Source organism: Polaribacter vadi, assembly GCF_001761365.1.
In the GTDB taxonomy this organism is placed as follows: Bacteria; Bacteroidota; Bacteroidia; order Flavobacteriales; family Flavobacteriaceae; genus Polaribacter; species Polaribacter vadi.
On sequence record NZ_CP017477.1, the window covers coordinates 125,143 to 148,315 of the forward strand.

At 30.3% G+C, this 23,173-nt stretch carries 19 protein-coding genes; 8 read left to right on the forward strand and 11 right to left on the reverse strand.

Features of this window, described 5'->3' with window-relative positions:
• Positions 1 to 21 precede the first annotated feature (21 nt).
• From LPB03_RS00480 to LPB03_RS00490, 3 genes are all read left to right on the forward strand, one after another.
• Entirely contained in the window at positions 22 to 2,379 is a 2,358-nt protein-coding gene (locus LPB03_RS00480) for an MFS transporter (protein WP_065318441.1), read from the forward strand.
• Positions 2,380 to 2,412: 33 nt separating this feature from the next.
• Positions 2,413 to 3,351 carry a glycoside hydrolase family 17 protein gene (locus LPB03_RS00485; protein WP_065318440.1) on the forward strand — a complete coding sequence of 313 codons (939 nt, stop codon included), beginning with the start codon at positions 2,413 to 2,415 and terminating at the stop codon, positions 3,349 to 3,351.
• A gap of 330 nt (positions 3,352 to 3,681) precedes the next feature.
• Positions 3,682 to 5,241: a T9SS type A sorting domain-containing protein gene (locus LPB03_RS00490; RefSeq protein WP_065318439.1), complete on the forward strand. Its 1,560-nt coding sequence runs from the start codon at positions 3,682 to 3,684 to the stop codon at positions 5,239 to 5,241.
• Between the two features lie 285 nt (positions 5,242 to 5,526).
• Here LPB03_RS00490 and LPB03_RS00495 read toward each other — a convergent pair whose 3' ends face one another.
• From LPB03_RS00495 to LPB03_RS00510, 4 genes are read right to left on the reverse strand one after another with little or no spacing between them, the layout of a single operon-like run.
• The gene (locus tag LPB03_RS00495) at positions 5,527 to 6,231 is read right to left on the reverse strand and encodes a DUF4369 domain-containing protein (protein ID WP_065318438.1); all 705 of its coding nucleotides are present in this window, start codon (positions 6,229 to 6,231) and stop codon (positions 5,527 to 5,529) included.
• Positions 6,232 to 6,271: 40 nt separating this feature from the next.
• Positions 6,272 to 7,579: a DUF819 family protein gene (locus LPB03_RS00500; protein WP_065318437.1), complete on the reverse strand. Its 1,308-nt coding sequence runs from the start codon at positions 7,577 to 7,579 to the stop codon at positions 6,272 to 6,274.
• Positions 7,580 to 7,590: 11 nt separating this feature from the next.
• Positions 7,591 to 8,259 (reverse strand): DUF2490 domain-containing protein, encoded by a 669-nt coding sequence (locus tag LPB03_RS00505; RefSeq protein ID WP_065318436.1) that lies wholly within the window; start codon positions 8,257 to 8,259, stop codon positions 7,591 to 7,593.
• 9 nt (positions 8,260 to 8,268) lie between these two features.
• Positions 8,269 to 11,487, reverse strand: coding sequence for a WD40/YVTN/BNR-like repeat-containing protein (locus LPB03_RS00510; protein WP_065318506.1), 3,219 nt, complete (start codon positions 11,485 to 11,487; stop codon positions 8,269 to 8,271).
• A gap of 352 nt (positions 11,488 to 11,839) precedes the next feature.
• Here LPB03_RS00510 and LPB03_RS00515 point away from each other — a divergent pair, with 352 nt between their 5' ends.
• Both LPB03_RS00515 and LPB03_RS16705 read left to right on the forward strand, forming a co-directional pair.
• Positions 11,840 to 15,055: an FG-GAP-like repeat-containing protein gene (locus tag LPB03_RS00515; RefSeq protein ID WP_065318435.1), complete on the forward strand. Its 3,216-nt coding sequence runs from the start codon at positions 11,840 to 11,842 to the stop codon at positions 15,053 to 15,055.
• Positions 15,056 to 15,062: 7 nt separating this feature from the next.
• On the forward strand, positions 15,063 to 15,233 hold the full coding sequence (locus LPB03_RS16705) for a hypothetical protein (protein ID WP_170324191.1): 171 nt from the start codon (positions 15,063 to 15,065) through the stop codon (positions 15,231 to 15,233).
• A 43-nt stretch (positions 15,234 to 15,276) separates the two neighbouring features.
• Here the strand turns inward: LPB03_RS16705 and LPB03_RS00520 are convergent, their stop codons facing one another.
• The 5 genes from LPB03_RS00520 to LPB03_RS00535 all read right to left on the reverse strand — a co-directional run bounded on the left by LPB03_RS00520 (position 15,277) and on the right by LPB03_RS00535 (position 18,035).
• The gene (locus tag LPB03_RS00520; protein ID WP_065318434.1) at positions 15,277 to 15,444 is read right to left on the reverse strand and encodes a type II toxin-antitoxin system antitoxin; all 168 of its coding nucleotides are present in this window, start codon (positions 15,442 to 15,444) and stop codon (positions 15,277 to 15,279) included.
• A 32-nt stretch (positions 15,445 to 15,476) separates the two neighbouring features.
• On the reverse strand, positions 15,477 to 16,388 hold the full coding sequence (locus tag LPB03_RS00525) for an alpha/beta hydrolase family protein (protein ID WP_065318433.1): 912 nt from the start codon (positions 16,386 to 16,388) through the stop codon (positions 15,477 to 15,479).
• 1 nt (position 16,389) lies between these two features.
• On the reverse strand, positions 16,390 to 16,914 hold the full coding sequence (locus LPB03_RS00530) for a hypothetical protein (protein WP_065318432.1): 525 nt from the start codon (positions 16,912 to 16,914) through the stop codon (positions 16,390 to 16,392).
• A 1-nt stretch (position 16,915) separates the two neighbouring features.
• The gene (locus LPB03_RS16475) at positions 16,916 to 17,083 is read right to left on the reverse strand and encodes a DUF4177 domain-containing protein (protein ID WP_083187014.1); all 168 of its coding nucleotides are present in this window, start codon (positions 17,081 to 17,083) and stop codon (positions 16,916 to 16,918) included.
• A 91-nt stretch (positions 17,084 to 17,174) separates the two neighbouring features.
• Complete coding sequence (locus LPB03_RS00535; RefSeq protein WP_065318431.1) at positions 17,175 to 18,035, reverse strand: SPFH domain-containing protein; 861 nt, start codon at positions 18,033 to 18,035, stop codon at positions 17,175 to 17,177.
• 124 nt (positions 18,036 to 18,159) lie between these two features.
• On the opposite strand from LPB03_RS00535, the gene LPB03_RS00540 reads away from it, so the two are divergent.
• The 3 genes from LPB03_RS00540 to LPB03_RS00550 all read left to right on the forward strand — a co-directional run bounded on the left by LPB03_RS00540 (position 18,160) and on the right by LPB03_RS00550 (position 20,199).
• On the forward strand, positions 18,160 to 18,942 hold the full coding sequence (locus tag LPB03_RS00540) for a S1/P1 nuclease (RefSeq protein ID WP_065318430.1): 783 nt from the start codon (positions 18,160 to 18,162) through the stop codon (positions 18,940 to 18,942).
• A 114-nt stretch (positions 18,943 to 19,056) separates the two neighbouring features.
• Positions 19,057 to 19,590 (forward strand): TlpA disulfide reductase family protein, encoded by a 534-nt coding sequence (locus LPB03_RS00545; RefSeq protein ID WP_065318429.1) that lies wholly within the window; start codon positions 19,057 to 19,059, stop codon positions 19,588 to 19,590.
• Between the two features lie 3 nt (positions 19,591 to 19,593).
• Positions 19,594 to 20,199, forward strand: a complete 606-nt coding sequence (locus tag LPB03_RS00550) for a thioredoxin family protein (RefSeq protein ID WP_065318428.1) — start codon at positions 19,594 to 19,596, stop codon at positions 20,197 to 20,199.
• A 155-nt stretch (positions 20,200 to 20,354) separates the two neighbouring features.
• Here the strand turns inward: LPB03_RS00550 and LPB03_RS00555 are convergent, their stop codons facing one another.
• Positions 20,355 to 22,136, reverse strand: coding sequence for an AMP-dependent synthetase/ligase (locus LPB03_RS00555; protein WP_065318427.1), 1,782 nt, complete (start codon positions 22,134 to 22,136; stop codon positions 20,355 to 20,357).
• A gap of 249 nt (positions 22,137 to 22,385) precedes the next feature.
• On the reverse strand, positions 22,386 to 23,171 hold the full coding sequence (locus LPB03_RS00560) for a pentapeptide repeat-containing protein (RefSeq protein ID WP_065318426.1): 786 nt from the start codon (positions 23,169 to 23,171) through the stop codon (positions 22,386 to 22,388).
• Between the last annotated feature and the right edge of the window lie 2 nt (positions 23,172 to 23,173).

Consider the following 23,173-nt stretch of genomic DNA (forward strand, 5'->3'; position numbering starts at 1 on the left):
AATAAACTTAACCATAAAATTATGAGTAACAATCAAACAAAATCTGGCAAAGTACCTATGGGACAAAAAATTGCTTTTGGATTAGGAATGCTTGCAAATCAAATGTTTCCAGCAGCTTTGGGGATTTTTATGGTTGTTTTAATTCAGAATTATGAGTTCCCAACTTGGATGTGGGGAATCTTATTTTTTCTTCCTCGTATTTTCGATTCTATTACAGATCCAATCATGGGTTTTATTTCTGATAATACAAAATCAATTTGGGGAAGAAGAAGACAATATGTGCTTTTAGGAGCATTAATAATGGGGATTTCCTTTTCATTATTATGGCAAATGTATATAATTGATGGGGTAAGTTATAATTTCACGTATTTCTTAATTTGGTCTTTAATTTTCTATTTAGGACTAACTATTTTTTCTGTTCCTTATGTTGCCATGGGTTATGAAATGAGTGATGATTTTCATGAACGAACAAATATTATGGCAACTGCACAATGGATTGGTCAGTGGGCTTGGGTAATTGCACCTTGGTTTTGGGTGGTAATGTATGATGATAATTGGTTTGGAACTACCACAGAAACTACAAGATCTTTAGGTATTTGGGTAGGTGTTGTTTTTGCCGTTTTAGCAATGGTGCCAGCTTTTTTTATCAAAAGTAAATCTACAAAAGATGATGATAGTTTAACTCCTTTAACGTTAAAAACAATTGGAGGGAGTTTAAAAGAAATCATTGAAAACTTTAAAGAAGCTTTCAAAATTGAACAATTTAGGAAACTATGTTTTTCGACTTTTTTAATTTACAATGCTTTTAATGTAGTTGCTGGTTTTTCATTTTTTATAGTAGTTTATTATTTATTTAATGGAGATGCTGGAGCAGCTGGTCTTTGGCCAACATTATTAGGAAGTATTGGTGCATTATCAACCACTTTTTTAGTGATTCCTATTGTTGCAAAATTATCTAGAACTATAGGTAAAAAGAAAGCATTTATGGTTTCGCAAGGAATTTCTGTTTTGGGGTATGTAATGCTTTGGTTCTTATTTGTACCAGGTAAACCTTATTTGTTTTTGTTTGCTTTGCCATTTTTCTCTTTTGGTATTGGTAGTTTATTTACATTAATGATGTCCATGACTTCTGATGTAATTGATATTGATGAATTAAACACAGGAAAGAGAAGAGAAGGTGTTTTTGGAGCAATTTATTGGTGGATGGTGAAATTTGGTTTTGCAATTGCAGGTCTATTAACAGGTGCAATTATGACTTTGGTTGGTTTTGTTCCAGACACAGTAAATACAGATGCTTCCATTACAGGAATCCGTTTATTTTATTCAGGTTTACCAATTTTAGGAACGCTTGGAGCTATGTTGATTATGAGAGGTTATAATTTAACAGAAGAAAGATCTTTAGAAATTAGTGCAGAGTTATCAAAAAGAAAACAACTAAAAAATGCGCCTAAAACGTCATCTGGTTATGGAGCAGGAAATTTAACATCATTGGCAAACAATATTGTTTTAAAAGAGTATCAAGGTGTAGATTTTTCAAACCTTTCAGAAGCAGAAATTACCAACTTGTTTTCTAAAACACTAAATAACGGATTAAGAGGATTATGTTTTAGTCCTTATACAGATGGGCAAGATGCAAATGATGTTTTGAGCGAGCTTCAAATTAGTAGAAGAATGGATATTATAAAACCCTATACAACTTCCATTCGTTCTTTTTCTTGTACAAATGGTAATGAATTAATTCCACAAATAGCAAAGCAAAAAGGATTAAAAACATTAGTGGGTGCTTGGATAGGAAAAGATAAAAAAAGAAATGAAAAAGAAATAGAAGGTTTAATTCGTTTAGCGAAAACAGGTTCTGTAGACATTGCAGCTGTTGGTAATGAAGTTTTATTAAGAGGAGATTTATCAGAAATAGAAATTATTGCCTACATCAGCAGAGTTAAAAAGGAATTAGAAGGTTTAAATATTCCTGTTTGTTATGTAGATACCTATTATGAATATTCTAAAAGACCTAATTTGGTAGCAGCTTCAGACATTATTCTAACAAACTGTTACCCATTTTGGGAAGGAGCAAGCATCGAAGATTCGTTGTTTCAATTAAGGCAAATTCACGCGATTACTCAAAAAATAGCAAACGGAAAAGAAATAATTATTACAGAAACTGGTTGGCCAAGTCAAGGAGAAACTGTTCAGAAAGCAAACCCAACAAAATTAAATGCGATGAAGTATTTTATTGAAACTCAAGAATGGGCGCAAAAAGAAAATATTACACTATTTCACTTTTCTTCTTTTGATGAATCTTGGAAAGTTAAAATAGAAGGAGAATTAGGTGCAAGATGGGGTATTTGGGATAAAGATGAAAAAATGAAATACTATTAATAATATCAGAATTACACAATAAAACCAAACACAATGTCATATAGAGAAGAACGTAAATTTTCGTTTCAGAATTTAGAAACTAATGCTAGCAGTCCAGATTTTAAAGAAAGCGTTGGAGTAGATTTTACCAAATACGAAGAAACTGAAGATTTAGCGAAACTTTGGAACACTACTTTAAAGCAAGGAATGCATGGAATTTGTTTTAGTATGTATGAAGATGGCCAAGAACCAGGAGACACAATTACAGAAGAACAGGTAGAAAGAAGAATTAAAATTCTAAAACCTTACACAAAATGGATTCGTTCTTTTTCTTGTATTGAAGGAAATGAACACATTCCAAGAATGGCAAAAAAGCATGGAATTAAAAATATGGTTGGTGCTTGGTTAGGAGATGACATGGAAAAAAACGAACTAGAAATAGCAGGTTTAATTCAATTAGCTAAAGAAGGTTGTGTAGATATTGCAGCTGTTGGTAACGAAGTAATGTATCGTAAAGATTTAACAGAAGAGCAATTATTAACATACATACATAGAGTAAAAGATGCTTTAAAAGGAATGGATATTCCTGTAGGTTATGTAGATGCGTATTATGAATTTTCTCATAGACCAAACATTACTGAGGTTTGTGATGTTATTTTGTCTAACTGCTATCCTTATTGGGAAGGTTGTAGTATAGAGCATTCTTTAAACCACATGCAAAATATGTTTGGACAAGCAAGTGCTGCTGGAAATGGAAAAAAAGTAATTATTACTGAAACAGGTTGGCCAAGCAAAGGCGAAAGTTTAAAAGGGGCACATTCTACTGAGGAAAATGCCATGAAATATTTTATAAATACACAAACTTGGGCAAATAAAAATAATATAGAAACCTTTTATTTTTCTTCTTTTGATGAGTCTTGGAAAGTTGGAGCAGAAGGAATTGTTGGTGCTTATTGGGGCTTGTGGGATAAAAACGAAAAAGTGAAATTCTAGATTACTTACTACATTAATTTTTTTAAACTCTATAAATACTGGCTATTTATAGAGTTTTCTTTTTTTTAAAACTATACTATCATTTACAGCAACTTAACATTGTTTTTTACAACCATACATTACCCATACAAGAAAAAAAATACTGCTAATTAATTAATAATTAATAACTTATATTTTTTTTTGAATCTCTTACTTTCAGAAGGTATTTCTGTAGTTTTATCAATAATACTTGATTTTTTTGAGGGCTGTATGTTTTTTGTTGAGGTGTAAAATGATAATATTGTACACATTAAGGTTAATATTGTTTCATAATCTTTTAAATACATAATTATGAAAAAAATTACTTTATTATTAGCCTTATTGATTAGTTCAATTGGTTTTTCGCAAGATCTTTTAATAGGTTTTGAAACTGGAGAAAGTGGAGGTTTATTAGGAGACCCATTTGGAGGGATGGCAAAACCAACAGTTGTAACTGGAACAGGATCAAATACATCTCAAGTTTTACAGGTAGTTGGTAATTCAGCAACAGAAGTTTGGCAAGGGACTAATTTTACTTTATCTCAGATTGTTGATTTGACAAATACTCAAACAATGACTATCGATGTAAAATCATCTACAGCAATTACTTTTTTAGTAAAAGTTAATGGTGGTTTAAATGGAGCTCCTGAAGCAGCTGCAGAAGTTACTCATAATGGAGATGGAACTTGGCAGACTTTATCTTTTACTTTTAACTCTGCAAAAGATAATAAAGCTGCTGCTGCCAATGGTCAATATAATAATTTTGTTCTTCATGCTTATTGGGCTGAAAATGCAACTGTTTTCGGTGATGTTACTAAAGATGAAAGAACTTTTATGATTGATAATATTTCTGGACCAAAAGTTGCAGCGAATACTGTTGCTACGTTAAGCGATATTAAAATTGATGGAACTACTGTGTCTGGATTTTCTTCAGCTACAGATACTTATGCATATAGAGTAGTACAAGGAGGTTCGGTTCCAGTTGTAACTGCTACAGTAACAGAGGCATCAGCGATTGCTGTGGTTACTGCTGCAACTTCAATACCTGGTAATACTACTATTTTAGTAACTGCTGGAAATGGGACTTCAACAAAAACATATACTGTTTCTTTTGAATTAGATAAAGCTCCTACAACAGCAGCCCCAACACCACCAGCCAGAAATGCTTGGGATGTTGTTTCACTTTACAGTGATGCTTATACAAATACTGCTCTTAATTTTGATGCTGGTTGGTGTGGTAATAATTCTGTTGAAACAATTCAAGTAGCTGGTGATAATATTGTTGCTTTTAAAGGAAATAATTGCCAAGGAATCGTTTTAGATGATGCAGTAGATGTAACTGGTTTTACTCACATCCACGTAGATGTTTATATTGATGAAACTGTAGATGTTACCTCTAAAGTATTTAATTTAAAATTCGTAGGTGTACCAAGTTCAATCTTTGTAGAATATCCATTTAATGCAGGTTCTTCTCCAGCTTTAGTTGCTGGTACTTGGTTAAGTATCGATATTCCTGTGAATTTATCTACAATGGCAAATTTTAAAGAATTTGGTATAACTGCTGATAATCTTAAAAATCAAGTTTGGTATGATAATTTATATATTTACAGAGCAGCAACTGCAAGTGTAGAAAATAATGAATTATTAGGTTTCTCAATGTATCCAAACCCAGCAACTAATAAATTAAACATCTCTGCAAAAGAAACTATTCAGAATGCAGATGTATTTAATGTATTAGGTAAAAAAGTAATGAGTGTTAATGTGAATGATACAAAAGCTTCAATTGATGTTTCTAACTTATCTTCTGGTATTTATTTAGTGAAATACAATGTTGGTAACACAACAGGTACTGCTAAATTTATCAAGCAATAAGTATTAAAAGTATATTTTTAGAATTCAAAAACCGAACAGCAATGTTCGGTTTTTTAGTTTTATCAAAGTCTTTTTTATCTTGATTTTTGAAAGATGCCTAAAACTTAATCAATAGCTCACTTTAAAAATCTTATGAATAATAACCAAGCAACTTAAACATCATTTAAAAACAATAAAAGATATTATTACATAATAATATTATCAACATCAATAACTTTAAAACAAAAAAAATGAGGAAGTAATATTGAATTACTTCCTCGTTTTTATCTTTAAAAAAAAAGGAATCTACTTTTCTTGATTCGCCTTAATATTGTCTAAATATTCTTGAAAACGTTTTCCATAATCAGATTCTTTAACTCTTGGAGACAATTTATTATTTACAGTGTCTAACATTTGTAAACTAGCATCATACATTTCTGTAAGAGCAATGTAAGGAGCAACTTCAGTATCTGCGTTAGAAAGGGCAAAATTAGTAGTGTATAAAACTCTTCTTTTTACCATTTTTTGATAATCCGCTTCTAGTTTTTGAATTAAATCTTTATCATTTGCTTTTTTTGCATCAAAATCTTTTTTGATAAATTCTAAACGTTGACTTTGGAATTTTTTACTAACCAAATTGTATTTATCTAAAAGTTCTTGATTTTTTGAACCCTTAATTTCTGGATTAAATCCAAACAATTCTACTTTATCATTTATAGTAATTGTTCCTGCTTCACCAAAGAAAAGAATTCTTTTATCAGTAGTATTTCCATCAAAAGTTAAATAATATAAAACAGGCGAATCTACATTGTCAGTCAATCTAAAAGTATCTGTACCTAATAATGCAACAGAATCTACAGAAACTAAAACAGTGTCTACCATTTTCTGTAAATATAATTTTCCTTTTTTAAGACCTTTAATTTGTCCTTCTACAATCATATTCCCATCTTTTTTTGATGAACAAGAATACAGAATGATAGAGATTGCTAAAACTGCAAGAATTTTTTTCATTTATTGTTTATTTTTCGAGTGCAAATATGCTGATTTTTTTTTATAAAGTTGCTGATAATTCCATCAAAATAGTACAAGCAATTGCTCCAATTGTTCCTATTGCATAGCCAAAAACGGCCAATAAAACTCCAACAGTAGCTAATGATGGATGAAAAGCTTGTGCAACAATAGGAGCAGAGGCTGCACCACCAACATTGGCTTGACTACCAACTGCTAAAAAGAAGTAAGGAGCTTTTATTAATTTTGCAACCAAAATTAATAAACCTGCGTGGATAGACATCCAAACTAAACCAATGGCAATTAAACCAACATTGTCTAAAATCATTAATAAATCCATTTTCATACCAATAGTGGCTACCAAAATATAAATAAAAATGCTTCCTAATTTACTAGCACCTGCACCTTCGTAATTTTTAGCTTTTGTAAATGATAAAATAATAGCGACAATTGTTGAGATACTTATCAACCAGAAAAAACCTGAACCTAAAAAGGAGAAAATATTTCGCCAAGTTTGTGATGCAATCGAAGCAACAAAATCACTAAAAAAAGCACCAAGATATTTTGAAGCAAAATGTCCAAAACCAACTGTTCCAAAAGCAATTGCTAGCATAATCATTAAATCTGTTAAGCTTGGGTTTCTTTTTACTTTCTCAGAAAAAAGAATTACTTTTTGTTTTAAATCTTCAATGGCAGAAGTGTCAGCTCCAAGCCATTTATCAATTTTATCTTTTTTACCAATTCCTATTAATATGATTGCCATCCAAATATTGGCGATTACAATATCAACAAAAACCATAGCACCATATTTTGCAGGATTGAATTTGTAAATTTCTAACATGGCAGTTTGGTTGGCTCCACCACCAATCCAACTTCCTGCAAGTGTGGAAAGTCCTCTCCAAACAGCATCAAAATCTGAACCACCAACTGTTTCTGGTGAAAAAATTGAAATTAATAGAATAGCAATTGGCCCACCAATAATAATCCCCACAGTTCCTGTAAAAAACATAATTAAGGCTTTAGAACCTAAATTAAAAATAGCTTTTAAATCGATACTTAACGTCATTAAAACCAAAGCTGCAGGCAATAAAAATCGGCTTGCAACATAATACAATTGCGATTCATTTTTAACAACTTCCCCCAAAGTATTTTCAGATTCCCATTCAGGAGAAATTACACCAATTGTCGTAAAAATTGCAGGAATAAAATACGCCATAAATAAGCCTGGTACAATTTTATAAAATTTGAACCAAAAACCAGAAGTTTTACTTTCTGTGTAAAAAACAAATCCTAAAGAAATCATTAAAACACCAAAAACAATGGCATCATTTGTAAATAAGGGTTGAGACATATATAATAATTTTAAAAGAAATCTGTGTTTAAAAGTAAGCCAATTCTTACTCTTTTTAAAGTTTGGCTATTTTGTTTAATTTGAAAATAGCCAAATTTTATTTTTAAGTTTTTATTTATTTTTCGAAGAAAACCAGCACCTATCCAATTTTGAGCAAAAACTTCACTTCTATCTAAATTTAAGAAAATTTCATTAAAAACATACACACTCCAAGAATCCGTTATTGGATAGTTTACATTTAAATCATAACGAAACCAATTTTGAGTTTCATCTGTATCTATATTTTTATGTATAAATCTGTGTTCTAAACGCAAACGATGTCTTACTTTAAATTCCCTCCATTTACTGTTGATGTTGAAATCTTCGTACAAACGCCATTCGTATAAATGTGGAGAAGAAACATTATAAGCCAAATCTCCTGTTGCATAACTGGCGCCCAAAGTAAGGTTCATTTTAGGATTAAACTTGTAATTAACACCTAATCTATAAATCTCTTGCTGAAAATTGCTAGTAACCTCATAATACCTAAAATGCGCCATAGTTTGCAGCGAATATTTTTCGGTTAATTTATGAGAACCATTATACATATACCAAGCTCCTAATTTATCTTCTGCAGCACTTTGGGCATTTGTTTTTAAACATATAAGAATTAAAATAAATAGAATTCCTATTTTTTTCATTTCGTTGTTTTAGTTCGCACTATAAATTTTAGTTTCCTTAAAAGGAGAAATATTAATATTTTCTACAGACTTTTTAAAAGCAATCCAATCATTATTAAAAAAAGTATTTGTTTCTGAAACTGCTTTTTTAAATTCTTCGACAAACTGATTCATTAATATTTGCTCTGTTGCTGTTTGCTCTCCAAAACGTGAACGAATATATCTACTTGCCTGTCCAAAACGTTGATTAACGGTTATTTCTGGATTTCTAGTAATTCCTTGTCTTTTATCGATTGTGCCCAAATACATTGCCATTAAACTATCAACTTTTTTAATAATTTTAGTTGATGACTTTATTTCCTCTTTATATTTAACTTTATCTTCTTTAGATAAATCAGCTTTAATTGCTGTCGCAGAATTTTTACTTTCCACTAATTGTTTTACAATTGCAGCAATTTTCTCTTGATATTTTTCAAGCTCTTTACTTGCATTATATTTTTGATTGATAGCTTCCTCAGAAATTTGTAATCTAGGATCGAATTCAACTTTTATGGTTTGTTCAGAAACAACATCTCCAAAAGTCATTTTTAATTGATAAGTGCCTGGTTTTACAGAAACTCCTCCAGGTTCTCTTGTAGATTTTCGAATGCTTCTTGAAGCTCTATCAACGCCTTTTTCTCTTAAATACCAAGTAGTTTTATGAACTCCACTTTCTTTTGGTGTTTTAAACTTTAGCGTTCTAATTTGTCTTGCACCATCATATATTTCTAATGTAATAGAATCAAATTTAATTTTGTTCTTGTCACTCTGAACTTGTTTCAGAGTTTCATCATCAGCATCCTCTTGTTTCTTGTCTCCTTTTTCCTCTTTTTTATCAGCTTTAGGAACATCAACATAATAAGAAATAATTGCGCCACCTTTTTTGTTTTCACCTTGATACGTTGCATCTGCACCAAATCTACTTCCTGTTGGTTGTTGTGTTGCTGCTTGATATGCTGTTGGAGGTTCAAATAAATGTAATTTTTTAGCAGTTGCATTTTTGTTTGCCAAAGCTCTTAAAGGTCTAATATCATCTAAAACCCAAGCTGCTCTTCCAAAAGTACCAATTACTAAATCGTGTTCTCTTGGGTGAATTACCAAATCTTTTACAGGAACTGTTGGGAAACCATTAGTCCATTTTGTCCATTTGTTTCCTGCATCCAAAGAAATATACAAACCATCATCTGTACCTAAAAATAATAAATTTTCATTTTCTGGATCTTCAATAATAGATAATGTGTAAGATTGTACATCATTTTCATCTACAATACGTTCCCAAGTTTTTCCGTAATTTTTAGTTCTATAAGCATAAGGAGTATAGTTAAAACGTCTATAATCATTTGCTATTAAAAGTGCTTCTCCCTTGTTTTTGTTTGATGCTTTAATTTGCGTTATCCAACTAAATGCTGGCAAACCTTTAATATTATTGGCAACATTTGTCCAATTTTCTCCACCATTTTTAGTGATGTGAACTTGACCATCATCTGTTGCTGCCCATAAAACATCTTTTTCTAAAAGTGATGGTTCAATAACCAAAACTGTACAGTGATTTTCAGCACCAGTAGCATCCATTGTTAAACCACCACTTTCTGATTGTTTTAATTTTTCTGGATTGTTGGTAGATAAATCTGGCGAAATAACTTCCCAAGTTAACCCTTTGTCTGTAGATTTATGTACAAACTGACTTCCAAAATACAAGGTATTATTATCAAAAGGATCTATATTTATGGCAGAGTTCCAGTTGAAACGTAATTCTACATTTGGATCTTTATGCGTTGGCTGAACAGAATAATTATTTCCAGTTACATAATCGAATCTAGAAACAGATCCTTGTTGGCTCATAGACCAACCATATCTAGAATTGTCTTTATCTGGAACTACATCAAAACCATCTCCAAAACTAATTTCTTGCCAATAAGAATTTCTAATTCCTTGCGATTTCCAAACATACGCTGGACCTCTCCAAGAACCATTATCCTGCATTCCTCCATACACATTATATGGAAATTCGTTATCTACATTAATATGATAAAATTGAGCAACAGGAATATTGCCAATAAATCGCCAAGATTTTCCTCCATCTCTTGTAATATTTAAACCTCCATCATTACCATCAATCATAAATTTTCCATTGGTTGGATGAATCCACCAAGCATGATGATCTGGATGCACACCATTATCTACACCATAAGCAGGCATTAATTCAGTAAAGTTTTTTCCTCCATCATTTGAAACATTAATATATGTAAAAACGGTATATAATCTGTTTTCATTCTGTGGATCTACATAAATTTCTGAATAGTAAAAAGGACGATTTCCAATTCCTGGTTTTTCGTTTATCTTTGTCCATTTAAAACCACCATCTTCACTTTTATAAAGTGCATTTTTTTTAGCTTCAACCAAAGCATAAATTACATCTGGATTGTTAGGTGCAATTGCAACCCCAATTCTACCTAATTCGCCTTTTGGAAAACCTTCTTTTTCTGTAATTTCTTTCCAAGTATCTCCTCCATCATGTGTAATATATAAACCACTTCCTTCTCCACCAGATTTAAAAAACCAAGGATCACGTTTGTGTTCCCACATTGCAGCAATAATTTTATTCGGATTTTTTGGATCCATAATTAAATCTGCAGCACCTGTTTTATCATTATTATATAAAATTTGTTTCCACGTTTTTCCACCATCTGTAGTTTTATAAACGCCACGTTCTTTGTGTTGTCCCCAAGGACTTCCAATAGCGCCAACATATACAATATCAGGATTTGTTGGGTGAATAATTACTCTGTGAATGTGTCTAGTTTTTTCTAAACCCATTGCTGTCCATGTTTTTCCAGCATCTAAAGATTTATAAATTCCAAAACCACCATTTAAACTATTTCTTGGGTTTCCTTCTCCAGTTCCTGCCCAAATTACACTTGGGTTCGATTGTTGAATGGCAACAGCACCAATGGAAGCTGTTAATTCTTTTTCGAAAATTGGTTCCCATTTTACTCCACCAGAAGTAGATTTCCAGATTCCACCAGAAGCTGTACCAACGTACATAATTTCTGGGTTAGATTCTACAACATCTATAGATGTTACACGTCCAGACATTCCTCCAGGACCAATATTTCTTGGTTTCATGTTTTTGACTAAATCCATAGAAAATTCTTGTGAAAAGAATAGGGTAGAAGTGCATAAAAAAAGTAAGGTGAGTAGTTTTCTCATTGTGTAAGATTTATTGAATTTGAATTTGGCAACAATATATAAAAAAGAAAACGCTCTCATGGAAGTTGGACTTGTTTTTAACAATTGATTTTTTGATGTTTTAAATTACTTTTTAAAAAAAAAATATTATTTATAGTTAAAATGTTAGAGCTTTTTCTTAAAATAAAGTTCTTTATTTTTTAATAGGTAAAAAGTTTATTTGTTGATATTCAGTTGTTTGCGATTTGTTTTTATTTTAGCTAAAAAGCAATAAAATTATTGTACCATTGCCAGATGTTTATTTATAAGGTGAATCTGTTAAATAAATACAACTATTTCCGCCATTTTATTTCTAACCAATTAATTTAAAAAAATGATTAATTACACGCGTAAAAAAAATAGGTGGTATTCAACTGCTTTAGTATTGTGCTTACTTACCTTTTCTGGGGTTTTTGCTAGTCACAATGTATCAGGATCGACTCTTGGTTTAATAGAAGTTACCTCAATTAAAAAAGTTAAAAACGCGTCTTTTGGATCACCAAATTTTGTTTCTTCAATACCCGAAAATGGAGCAACTGGCATTTCAAAAAGTGCAAATGTTGTACTTAACTTTAGTGAAGCAATTTCTTCTGGAACTATAGATGCAACAAACATTAAAATTAGTGGAAGTCAAACAGGTAATTTAGCTGCAACTTTTAGTGGAGAAGACACAGCACAATTAACCATTATTCCCTCAGCAGAATTTAAACCAGGTGAATTAATTACTATAACATTGTTAACTGGTTTACAGTCTTTAGCTACTAATGAGCCCTTATCAAGTGCTTATACTATTCAATTTACAGTAGGTACAGCAGCTATAGATTATTATAATTTACCAACAACGCCTATTAAAACCACTATTGCAAGCGGTGTTAATACTGGTGGTTTAAAATCTATCTATACTATAGATTTAGATGGCGATGGTGATTTGGATATTTTAGGAGCTTTAGACCTAGGAAACAAATTAATGTGGTATGAAAATGATGGAAATCAAAATTTTACAGCAAATATTATTGATTCTAGTGCTGATGTAAATACGCTACATAGTGTATTTGCTATAGATTTAGATGATGATGGAGATATGGATATAGTAGCTTCAGCAAAAACAGAAACAGCAGATTTACTTTATTATATAAATAATGGTAGTCAAGTTTTTACAAAATTTAAACGCGATATTGAAGTAGTAGGAGAATCTTCAAAGACGGTTTATGTTGCAGATATGGATAATGATGGAAATAAAGATATAGTTTATCTTTCAATTTCTGGAAATGGTTATGTAGCTATTGCTAAAAATGATGGAGGTTTGTCTTTTTCAGATACAACTGTTATCGTAGACAATTCAATGGCAGCTCCTTGGGGAATGTATGTGGTAGATATTGATAATGATGCCGATTTAGATATTATTGTAGGAACATCAAATGGAGGAACCAATACAGATATCATATCATGGTATCAAAATGATGGAACAGGAAGTTTTACAGAACAAAATATTACCACAAGTGCAAATTCAGTAAGAAGCATTTTTGCAATTGATATTGATGGTGATAATGATATGGATTTACTTTCAACATCATTTGACAACAATACTGTTGCTTGGTGGCAAAATGATGGAAATCAAATTTTTACAAAAATTGATGTTGATACAGCAGCCAATGGAGCTCAAGAAGTTACTGCTGCAGATGTAGATGGTGATGGTGATATTGATATTTTATCTGCCAATCAAACTGATACTAGCATTGTTTTATATTTAAATAATGGAAATGAGGTTTTTACAAAAAAAATAGTTAACAATTCATTAACTGGCGCTTATTTTGTTCGTTTTGCAGATGTAGATAGTGATGGGGATTTAGATATTATTTCTACATCAACTTCAGATGGTTTATCCTGGTATGAAAATAAGTTAACCAATTCTTGGACTGGTGCAACAGATACAAATTGGGATACAACTACAAACTGGTCTTTAGGAGAAATTCCTAGAAGTTCAACAAATGTACTTATACCAAATACTATTAATAAACCAAAAGCCAGTAATGGGGGTAGAAAAAATAGAGTTTATGTAAAAGAACTTATTTTGAATTCTGATGCCTCTTTAACTGCCACAGGTTTGGTATATGTAAATAATACTTCAATTGGTGCTATTACTTTAGAATCGGGATCTTCTTTAATAGCTCAAGTTACTAGAGCTGCTTTTAATTTAACTTATAAAAGAAAGCTAAAAACTACTGGTTGGTATTTAATTTCAAGCCCAGTAATAGGAGAAAGTGTGGTTGATTTTGTAACTAATAACTCATTAGCATTAGGTAGTGGAACAGGAGTGGATCAAAATGTGGCAATAGCTCCATATGACAATACACAAATAACTGATGCAGAAAAATGGAATTATTATACAGTTGGGCAAACAGATGGCCTTAATGGAGATGATACAGCAAATAATTTAACATCAGGAAAAGGGTTTTCAACTAAATTAACTTCAAATCAAGATATTATATTTACAGGTGAAATGGCACTTTCAACTGTTTCGGTTCCAATTACAATTGGTGCAGGAAGCGCATATAATCTTATAGGTAATCCTTACCCAAGTTATATTCCAATAAATGAAGCTGCAGATAACACAAATAACATTTTAAAAATAAATGATACTGATAATGATTTTTTATCTGAAAAAACAATTTATATATGGGATCAATCTTTAAATAGTAGTACTGGAGGTTATTTATCAATTAACAATGCTTCCCCAGCTAGATTTATTGCGCCAGGTCAAGCCTTTTTTGTAAGCGCTAATGGAAATCATGATTTTAGTTTTACAGAAGCGATGCAAAGTCATCAAACAACTGATGTATTTAACAAAAACATTAATGCTCGCCAAGAAATTAAACTAGAAATGAGTAATGGTACTCAAAAAAGTACTTCAGAAATTTATTATATTAATGGAACTACTTTAGGGTTTGATGATGGATATGATAGTACAATATTTGGTGGTATTACTAATAATTTTGCGGTTTATACCAATTTATTAGCAGATAATCAAGGTCAAAAATTAGCGATACAATCATTGCCAGATTCAGATTATGAAAATATGGTTATTCCTGTTGGTGTAAATGCTTTATCTAATAACAAAATAGAATTTAGTCTTACAGCTTTAAATATGCCCAATGATTTTCATGTTTATCTAGAGGATAAAGTGTTAAACAGTTATACGCAATTAGATAAAGATAATACGAGTTATTCTGTTACGTTAGATGCAGATTATAATGGAGCAGGACGCTTTTATATACATACTTCATCAAAAGAGGTATTAAGTATAGATAGTGACGTTTTAAAAAATATTAGTGTATACAAATCTTCAGAATCTACTCTAACTGTTTCTGGGATATATGAAGGAAAGACATCATTAGAAATTCTTAATCTTATTGGTCAGCAAGTATTTGAAACAAATTTTATTGGCAAAGGTGTTAATGATATTTTATTACCATCAAGTTTAAAAAAAGGTATTTATGTGATTAAAATAGATACAGAAAAAGGAACGTTAAATAAAAAGTTTTTAAACTAAAATAGTAATGAAAAATATAAAAAATTCTAAAGATGAAAATATTTCTAGAAAACAGGCAATAAAAAAAATAGGAAATTATGGAAAATATACAGCATTAACTGCATTAGGAACTTATATGATTTTAAGCCCTCAAAAAGCGCAAGCAGCAAGTCCTGAAGCACCAGGAGCAGGGTTTTAATAAATTTATTAATTAAGGATATTAAGATAAAGTGAGGAGTTAATTATTCCTCGCTTTTCTTTTTAGGTTCACGTTTTGCGTCTTTTAAAGCTTGCATTAACATCCATTCTATTTGACCATTTGTAGAACGAAATTCATCTGCAGCCCATTTTTCAATAGCTTTAATCATATCTTCATTTACTCGCAAAGCGAAAGCTTTCTTTTTTGCCATTTTTCTCCTTTTTATGTCTCTAAATTGGAATTTTATTTATGGATAAATTCTACAATCGTTTTTATTAGCTCTTTTGAAATCGGAAAATCAGCAGAATAATAGGAAGCTAAATTGTCTTCTTCTTTTTCAATATTTTTTAGAACGTGATTCATATTTTTTATGATGAATAAATCTGCATCTGGTTTTGCGTTTTTTAGAGCTTCTGCATCCAAAACTTGAACCTGAAAATCTTTATCACCATTAATAATTAATATTGGTACTTTTACATTTTTAATTTCTTCCAAAGGATTTAAGGATAACCAAGAAATTAAAAAAGGCTGATTTGGTTCTGCAAAAAGCCCCATTAAATTTGGGTCTACTTCTTTGATTTCTCCAGTTTCCTTTAATTCTTTTAAATAGGCTGCAGTAAGTTTGCCAAATTCAGGATTTTGAGCAGTAATTTGTCTTATTAAAGTCTTATCAATCGTTTCTCCTGCACTTGCAATAGAAATATATGTATCAACATTATTCAAAGCCATCATTGCAATTAAAGAACCTTGACTATGACCAACCAAAATAATTTCTGTAAAACGTTTATCATCTTTAAAATGATTCACGACTTCTTTAACATCGCTTACAAAATCTACAACTAAAACACCATCTTCTTGAAGAAATTGAGCGTTTTTTGGATTGGCTGTTCTTTTATCATAAGAAAAAAAAGCAATATTATTTTTATTGATTTCGTCTCTGAATTGTTTGATATATTGAGGCTGATTTCCATTTCTATCCACACCTCCAGAACCATGAACCCAAATAATTAAAGGCGATTTATCTGATGCATATGATAATGTTCCTGGCAATTGAATTGCCATATTATTTATAGTAATTTCTTCAGACTTTACTTGTGCCAAAGAAACTGCCATGCTAAATATTGATATACTTAAGTAAGTTAAAATACGTATCATATTAATTGATTTTTGATTTATAAGTTTCTAAAACATTTTTAGCTTCGCTTTCTTTTTGAGTACCAATTAATAATTTTTCACCATTTTTAAGAATTAATTGAATCCCAATATTTCCAGAAATATTAACGGCCTTTTCCTTGCCTTTATTAAAGAAAAAGCCACCTCTTAAACCCCAACCACCAAACTCACTAATTGGTAAATAGGTTCTAACACCTACTTTCGAAATTTCATTCCAAGAGATTTTTTTCATAGAAAAATGAAAAGGATAAAACTGATACTGAATACCTTTTTCATCTATTTTAGTGGTAAGTTTTATCAAGAAAATAAGTAGTGTTAATAAGAACATACTGATTGTAAAAATTATCAATCCTACATCTGACATTGGTCTTTGTCCCAAAGGTGTTTTGTAAATTATCTGTTGAATAATTCCATACACGCCAAGTAAAAACGGAACACCAATGGCAATTATCAAAATAATAATTAGCCAAGTTTGTGTAAAACGTTGTTCTTCTTTAAACACTTTCATTTTATCTGTTTTTATCTTTCTCTAAAAGCGCGTAAACTCCACCATTCGTATTGCAATATATATTTATAACACGCCAGCCTTGTTTTGCATGTGAATTAATTTCATCTTCAAAATTATTTTGACTATTAGACCAGCTCATTTTTTGCTTTAAAAACTTGTATTCTTTCATATTTTTAAATTTGTTTCAAAGATTTCATTTTTGCTAACTGCTAACTGCTAACTGCTAACTGCTAACTGCTAACTGCTAACTACTAACTTAATTAATGACTTAAAGTACCAGCATTTACAACAGGCGAAGCTTCTTTATCTCCACATAAAATTACTAATAAATTACTAACCATTGCTGCTTTTCGTTCATCATCTAACTCTACAATTTGTTTTCTGTTCAATTCATTTAACGCCATTTCTACCATTTCAACAGCACCTTGCACAATTTTATGTCTTGCAGCAACAATTGCTGTTGCTTGTTGTCTTTTTAGCATAGCAGAAGCAATTTCATTTGCATAGGCTAAATACCCAATTCTAGCTTCTAAAACTTCAATTCCTGCAATTGTTAAACGTTCATCAATTTCCTTTTCTAAGGCTTCAGAAACTTCATTTACACTAGAACGTAACGTAATATCTTCATCATGTCCTTCATCAGCAAAATTATCATAAGGATACATACTTGCTAGTTTTCTTACAGCAGCATCCGTTTGTACACGTACAAAATTTTCGTAATTATCTACATCAAAAGCAGCTTTGTACGTATCTGTTACTCGCCAAACTAAAATGGTAGAAATCATAATAGGATTCCCCAATTTATCATTCACCTTTAAACGTTCACTATCAAAATTACTTGCTCTTAACGAAATTGTCTTTTTTCTGTACAAAGGATTTGCCCAATACAACCCATTTTCTTTGATGGTTCCCACATATTTTCCGAATAATAAAATAACTTTAGAAGTATTTGGGTTTACTAAGATAAATCCGAAAAAACCAATAAAACCTAGTATTGAAACAATTATAAAAACAGGAGTTTCTTTGATGATTGACATTGCAATTCCCCCAAAAAATAGTAATAAAACGATAAATACCATTAGGTAGCCATTCGCAAGTTTGATGATTTTTTCAGCTTTCATAAGTAAAAGATTTAGTTTGATATTAAATTGATATCACAAAGATATAAGTTAATTTTTGATTTTTCCAAATTATTAAGCAATTATTTTTATACTTTTGTTAAAAATAAATTTATAATTTACAAATATGAAAATCAAACTTTTATTATTGATACCATTTTTATTGATGATGACGTCCTCATCTGATGAAACTTATTTCTGGGGACAAAATGGTCATAGAGTAACTGGTAAAATTGCTGAAAAGCATTTAACAAGAAAAACAAAAAAATGTATTGATAAAATTTTAAAAGGACAAAGTTTAGCATTTGTTTCTACCTATGCAGATGAAATTAAATCTGACAGAAAATATAGAGATTACAATGTTTGGCATTATGTAAATATGGATTTAGATCAAACATATGAGCAAGCAGAAAAAAATCCTCAAGGAGATTTAGTGCAAGGAATCGAAAAATGTATTGCTGTTTTAAAAGACGATAATAGTGCTGATGAAGATAAAGTATTTCATTTAAAAATGTTGGTGCATTTAGTTGGAGATTTACACCAGCCAATGCATATTGGAAGAAAAGAAGATAAAGGTGGTAATGATGTGCAAGTGCAATGGTTTGGAAATGGATCTAACTTACATCGAGTTTGGGACACCAACATGATTGCAGATTGGAACATGAGTTATATTGAATTGGCAGAAAATGCTGATGATTTATCGAAAAAACAAATAGAATTTATAGAAGAAGGTTCTGTTGTAGATTGGGTAAATGAAGTTCATGAAGTTACAAAAGAGGTTTACAAATCTGTTAAAGTAGGAGAGAATTTACGTTATAATTATTCTTACGATCATTTTGGAACTGTAAGAACTCAACTTCAAAAAGGTGGAATTCGTTTAGCAAAAGTATTGAATGATATTTATGACTAACTTTCTAGTTATCAAGTTTTAAAAAATTCTCAAAAAAATATTTTTGGGGATTTTTTTTGTTAATTATGCGTTAATTTTTGGTGTTGTATTTTAAAATGATGTAATTTTATATGGATGAAAAAAGCACTACTAATATTTTCAATGTTACTGATAATCTTTTCTTGTAAAAAAGAGGTTTCTAAAACGAATACTGTTGAGGATTCTGAAAGCAATTGGCAAGAAATATCAACAGTAAAAACGCTAAACTATAATGAATTAAAACCTTATTTAGAAAAAAATGATGACACAACTTACATCGTAAACTTTTGGGCAACTTGGTGTGCACCTTGCGTAAAAGAATTGCCTTATTTCGAAAAAATAAAACAAGAATACGCTTCTAAAAACGTAGAAGTTTTATTGGTGAGTTTAGATTTTCCTAAACAAGTAGAAAAAAAATTAATTCCTTTTATCAACAAAAAACAGTTGCAATCTGAAGTTGTTTTGTTGAATGATATTGATGAAAACGTTTGGATAAAAGCCATCGATTCAACTTGGTCTGGAGCTTTGCCAGCAACTTTAATTTACAATAAAAATAATAGAAAATTTTACGAACAATCTTTTGATTACATTATGTTAGAAACTGAATTAAAAACTTTTTTAAAACCATAAATTATGAAAACAATTAAATCGATATTATTGCTTGCAGTTGTTGCACTTACAACAGCAGCTTTTACTTTAAAACCTGTAGCAGGTTATGCTGTTGGGGATACTATTAGTGATTTTAAACTAAAAAATGTAGATGGTGATTTTTTATCATTATCCGATTATGATGATGCCAAAGGTTTTATCATTATTTTTACGTGTAACACTTGTCCTTATTCAGTTGCGAATGAAGATAGAATTATCGCTTTAAACGATAAATATGAAGATAGTGGTTATCCAGTAATCGCTATTAACCCTAATAATCCTATTGCTGATCCAGGAGAAAGTATGGAGAAAATGAAGATTAGATCGGATGAAAAAGGTTTTAATTTTCCTTATTTGTTAGATGAAGGTCAAAAAGTATATCCAAGATTTGGAGCTACAAAAACACCACATGTTTTTATTGTTACTAAAAACGATATGAAAGTACAATATATTGGTGCAATTGATAACAGTTCTAGAGATGAAGATGCTGTCACAGAAAAATATGTAGAAAATGCTGTTGATGCTTTATTAAACAATAAAAAGATAGAAAAGACAACTACTGTTGCTATTGGTTGTTCTATTAAAGTGTAATTTATATTCGAATTGATTTACAGTAATCATAAAAAAAATCCCAAGTTAATACTTGGGATTTTTTTATGACTTAAAGATTTTTAAACCTTAATTTTAAAAAGTTGTTTTGATTGATTCTCAATATTTAAAATAATGAATCAAACAAAATTTGTTATCTATGGTCTGTATATTTTTTCATACAAATCTTTATAAATTTGCACGATAACAGCTCTTTTCATTTTCATGGTTGGTGTTAAATGGCCACCATCTATAGACCATTCATCTGGAGTTAATTCAAAACGTTTAATGCGTTCCCATTTTCCAAAATGAATATTACAATCGTCAACTGCTTGTTGAATTTTAGCAATTACTTTTTCGTTTTTAATTAAATCTTCATTAGAAGTAAAAGAGATTTTATTATCATTTGCCCAATCTTTTAAATAATCGAAATTTGGTTGAATAATTGCAGCTGGCATTTTTTCATTTTCACCAACAACCATTATTTGCTCTATAAATAAAGATTGTTTTAACTCGCCTTCTAATAGTGGTGGAATTACATATTTACCTCCAGATGTTTTAAACATTTCTTTAGTTCTACCCGTAATTTTTAAGAAACCATCTTTATCTATTTCTCCTTTATCACCAGAATAAAAATAACCATCTTTAAGAACTTCTGCTGTTTTTACAGGATCTTTATAGTACCCTAGCATAACATTGGGTCCTTTTACTAAAATTTCGCCAGTTTCTGCAATTTTAACTTCTACACCATCAATAACTTTACCAACTGTACCAACTCTAAAACCTTTTACACCATCAACATTTATGAAATTTACAGATACAACAGGAGATGTTTCTGTTAAACCATAACCTTCCATAATTGGCATTCCTGCAGCTGCAAAAATTCTTGTTAAACGTGGTTGTAAAGCAGCACTTCCAGAAACCATTAGTTTTAGATTACCACCTAAAGCTGCTTGCCATTTAGAAAATATAAGTTTGCGTGCTAAACTCAATTGTTTTTCATACCACCAACCATTTGCTCCATAAGGCTTGTATTCTAAACCTAAATTTACAGCCCAAAAGAATAGTTTTTTCTTGATTCCAGATAAATCTTCTCCTTTTAAAATAATTTTATCGTAAATTTTTTCATACAAACGAGGCACAGCTGTCATAACATCTGGCTTTATTTCTTGAGCATTTTCTGATAATTTATCAATAGATTCTGCAAAATAAATTTCTGCACCACAAAATTGATATAAATACAATATCATACGTTCAAAAATATGGCAAACAGGTAAAAAACTTAAAGCTTTATCCTTACCAAACTCTAAAGGAACTTTTTTCTCACTAGCTAAAACATTGGAAACAATGTTCTTGTGAGAAAGCATTACTCCTTTTGGTTTTCCTGTGGTTCCAGAAGTGTAAATTAAGGTAGCCAAATCATCCTCTTTTACAGCTTTCATTCTAGCTTCCACTTCGTTTTGGTTGCTATCGTCTTTGCCAGCTTCTAAAAGTTCTTTCCAACTTTTTTCACCTTTAATATCATTAAAAGTAAAAACACCTTTTAATTGCGTTTTATCTTTTATTTGGTTTAGTTTATCTAAAACTTCAACATCAGAAACAAAACAAAAAATTGCTTCAGAGTGATTGATTACATATTCGTAATCTTCTTTGCAAATTGTTGGATAAATTGGTACAGTTTGAGCGCCAGTTTGCAAAACTCCAATGTCGCAAATATTCCACTCTGTTCTATTATTTGTAGATATTATTGCTATTTTATCATTAGGTTGTACCCCTAATTTTAATAAACCTCTGCTTAATTGATTTGATTGATTTATATATTCTTGAGTAGAAATAGATTCCCATTTTCCATCGTATTTTGTGGATAATGCTTTTTTTAGATTATAAGTCTCTAATTGATGATAAGGAAAATCGAATAACCTCTTAATTTCTGTTGGCATAAAGTCTATTTTGTTGTACTGCAAAATAGTAAAAATCCTTTAATTTCACAAATACTTATTTAGGGTCTTTTTGAATTGTGAATTGTTTATTTTTAGCTGTTAGTTTTTGTTTTTTCTCTAAAAATCTTAATTTTCTTTGAAAGCTAGTTTATGTCTTTCTTTTACTTTTATATAAAAATGAAGATTTGAATTTAAATAAAAAAGGTCAGCATATTGCTGACCTTTTTGGACGATAATTTTATTTGAAACCTAATTTTTACTTTCTATAAGATATTTATTAAAGCTTCTTCCATTTATGGTTGTGTATTTAGAATCGATATCAAAACCAACTTTCATTTTGTTGATATCAAAACTCCCAGAAACTTTCATGTATTTAATATCTAAATCTTCTTCGAAATTAGTATTGTTAAAAGAAACACCATCTTTAAATTTTGTGTATTTAAAAATTGCTTCATCTTCAAAAACTGAGTTCGAAAAACTTACATTTCTGTCAAATTCTGCATATTTAAAGGTAGCAGTTTCTGTGAATTTTGTGTTCTCAAAACTGGTGTCTTTATCAAATTTTGCATATTTAAAAGTGGTATCATCATCAAAATTAGATCCAGAAAAATCGGATTCTCTTTCAAAATTTGAATACTTAAACATTGCTTTTCTTTCGAAGTTACAGTTTTTAAAAATAGCAATATTTTCAAAATCAGCAGTAAAAGTATAGCCTGAATCTTCATTAGGAATATAGGCTAAAACATCATCTTTAAAGGTGCAGTTAACAAAAGAAATGTCAACATCAATCTTGTTTTTTACATCATTGGTAGAGCTTCCATTTCCCCACCAAAAACTTTTTTTCTTTTTAGGAAGTTTTGCAGAAGCATCATCCATAAAAGTAAAATCTAAAGTTCCTACTATTTTAGCGTTTTGATAAGAAATTGATTTTCCTGCTTTGATGTCTTTCATAATATCAGAGGCTTCAACTGTTTTTTGAGCAAAAAACGTCATTGATAAAAAAAGGAAAGCTATTGTTACGATTTTAAATTTCATTT

Coding starts and splice junctions, on each gene's coding strand:
- LPB03_RS16705 (WP_170324191.1), top strand. CDS start 15,063: ATGAAAAATATAAAAAATTCTAAAGATGAAAATATTTCTAGAAAACAG.
- LPB03_RS00535 (WP_065318431.1), bottom strand. CDS start 18,035: ATGAAAGCTGAAAAAATCATCAAACTTGCGAATGGCTACCTAATGGTA.
- LPB03_RS00485 (WP_065318440.1), top strand. CDS start 2,413: ATGTCATATAGAGAAGAACGTAAATTTTCGTTTCAGAATTTAGAAACT.
- LPB03_RS00480 (WP_065318441.1), top strand. CDS start 22: ATGAGTAACAATCAAACAAAATCTGGCAAAGTACCTATGGGACAAAAA.
- LPB03_RS00515 (WP_065318435.1), top strand. CDS start 11,840: ATGATTAATTACACGCGTAAAAAAAATAGGTGGTATTCAACTGCTTTA.
- LPB03_RS00520 (WP_065318434.1), bottom strand. CDS start 15,444: ATGGCAAAAAAGAAAGCTTTCGCTTTGCGAGTAAATGAAGATATGATT.
- LPB03_RS00540 (WP_065318430.1), top strand. CDS start 18,160: ATGAAAATCAAACTTTTATTATTGATACCATTTTTATTGATGATGACG.
- LPB03_RS00495 (WP_065318438.1), bottom strand. CDS start 6,231: ATGAAAAAAATTCTTGCAGTTTTAGCAATCTCTATCATTCTGTATTCT.
- LPB03_RS00545 (WP_065318429.1), top strand. CDS start 19,057: ATGAAAAAAGCACTACTAATATTTTCAATGTTACTGATAATCTTTTCT.
- LPB03_RS00560 (WP_065318426.1), bottom strand. CDS start 23,171: ATGAAATTTAAAATCGTAACAATAGCTTTCCTTTTTTTATCAATGACG.
- LPB03_RS00500 (WP_065318437.1), bottom strand. CDS start 7,579: ATGTCTCAACCCTTATTTACAAATGATGCCATTGTTTTTGGTGTTTTA.
- LPB03_RS00530 (WP_065318432.1), bottom strand. CDS start 16,914: ATGAAAGTGTTTAAAGAAGAACAACGTTTTACACAAACTTGGCTAATT.
- LPB03_RS16475 (WP_083187014.1), bottom strand. CDS start 17,083: ATGAAAGAATACAAGTTTTTAAAGCAAAAAATGAGCTGGTCTAATAGT.
- LPB03_RS00505 (WP_065318436.1), bottom strand. CDS start 8,259: ATGAAAAAAATAGGAATTCTATTTATTTTAATTCTTATATGTTTAAAA.
- LPB03_RS00555 (WP_065318427.1), bottom strand. CDS start 22,136: ATGCCAACAGAAATTAAGAGGTTATTCGATTTTCCTTATCATCAATTA.
- LPB03_RS00510 (WP_065318506.1), bottom strand. CDS start 11,487: ATGAGAAAACTACTCACCTTACTTTTTTTATGCACTTCTACCCTATTC.
- LPB03_RS00525 (WP_065318433.1), bottom strand. CDS start 16,388: ATGATACGTATTTTAACTTACTTAAGTATATCAATATTTAGCATGGCA.
- LPB03_RS00550 (WP_065318428.1), top strand. CDS start 19,594: ATGAAAACAATTAAATCGATATTATTGCTTGCAGTTGTTGCACTTACA.
- LPB03_RS00490 (WP_065318439.1), top strand. CDS start 3,682: ATGAAAAAAATTACTTTATTATTAGCCTTATTGATTAGTTCAATTGGT.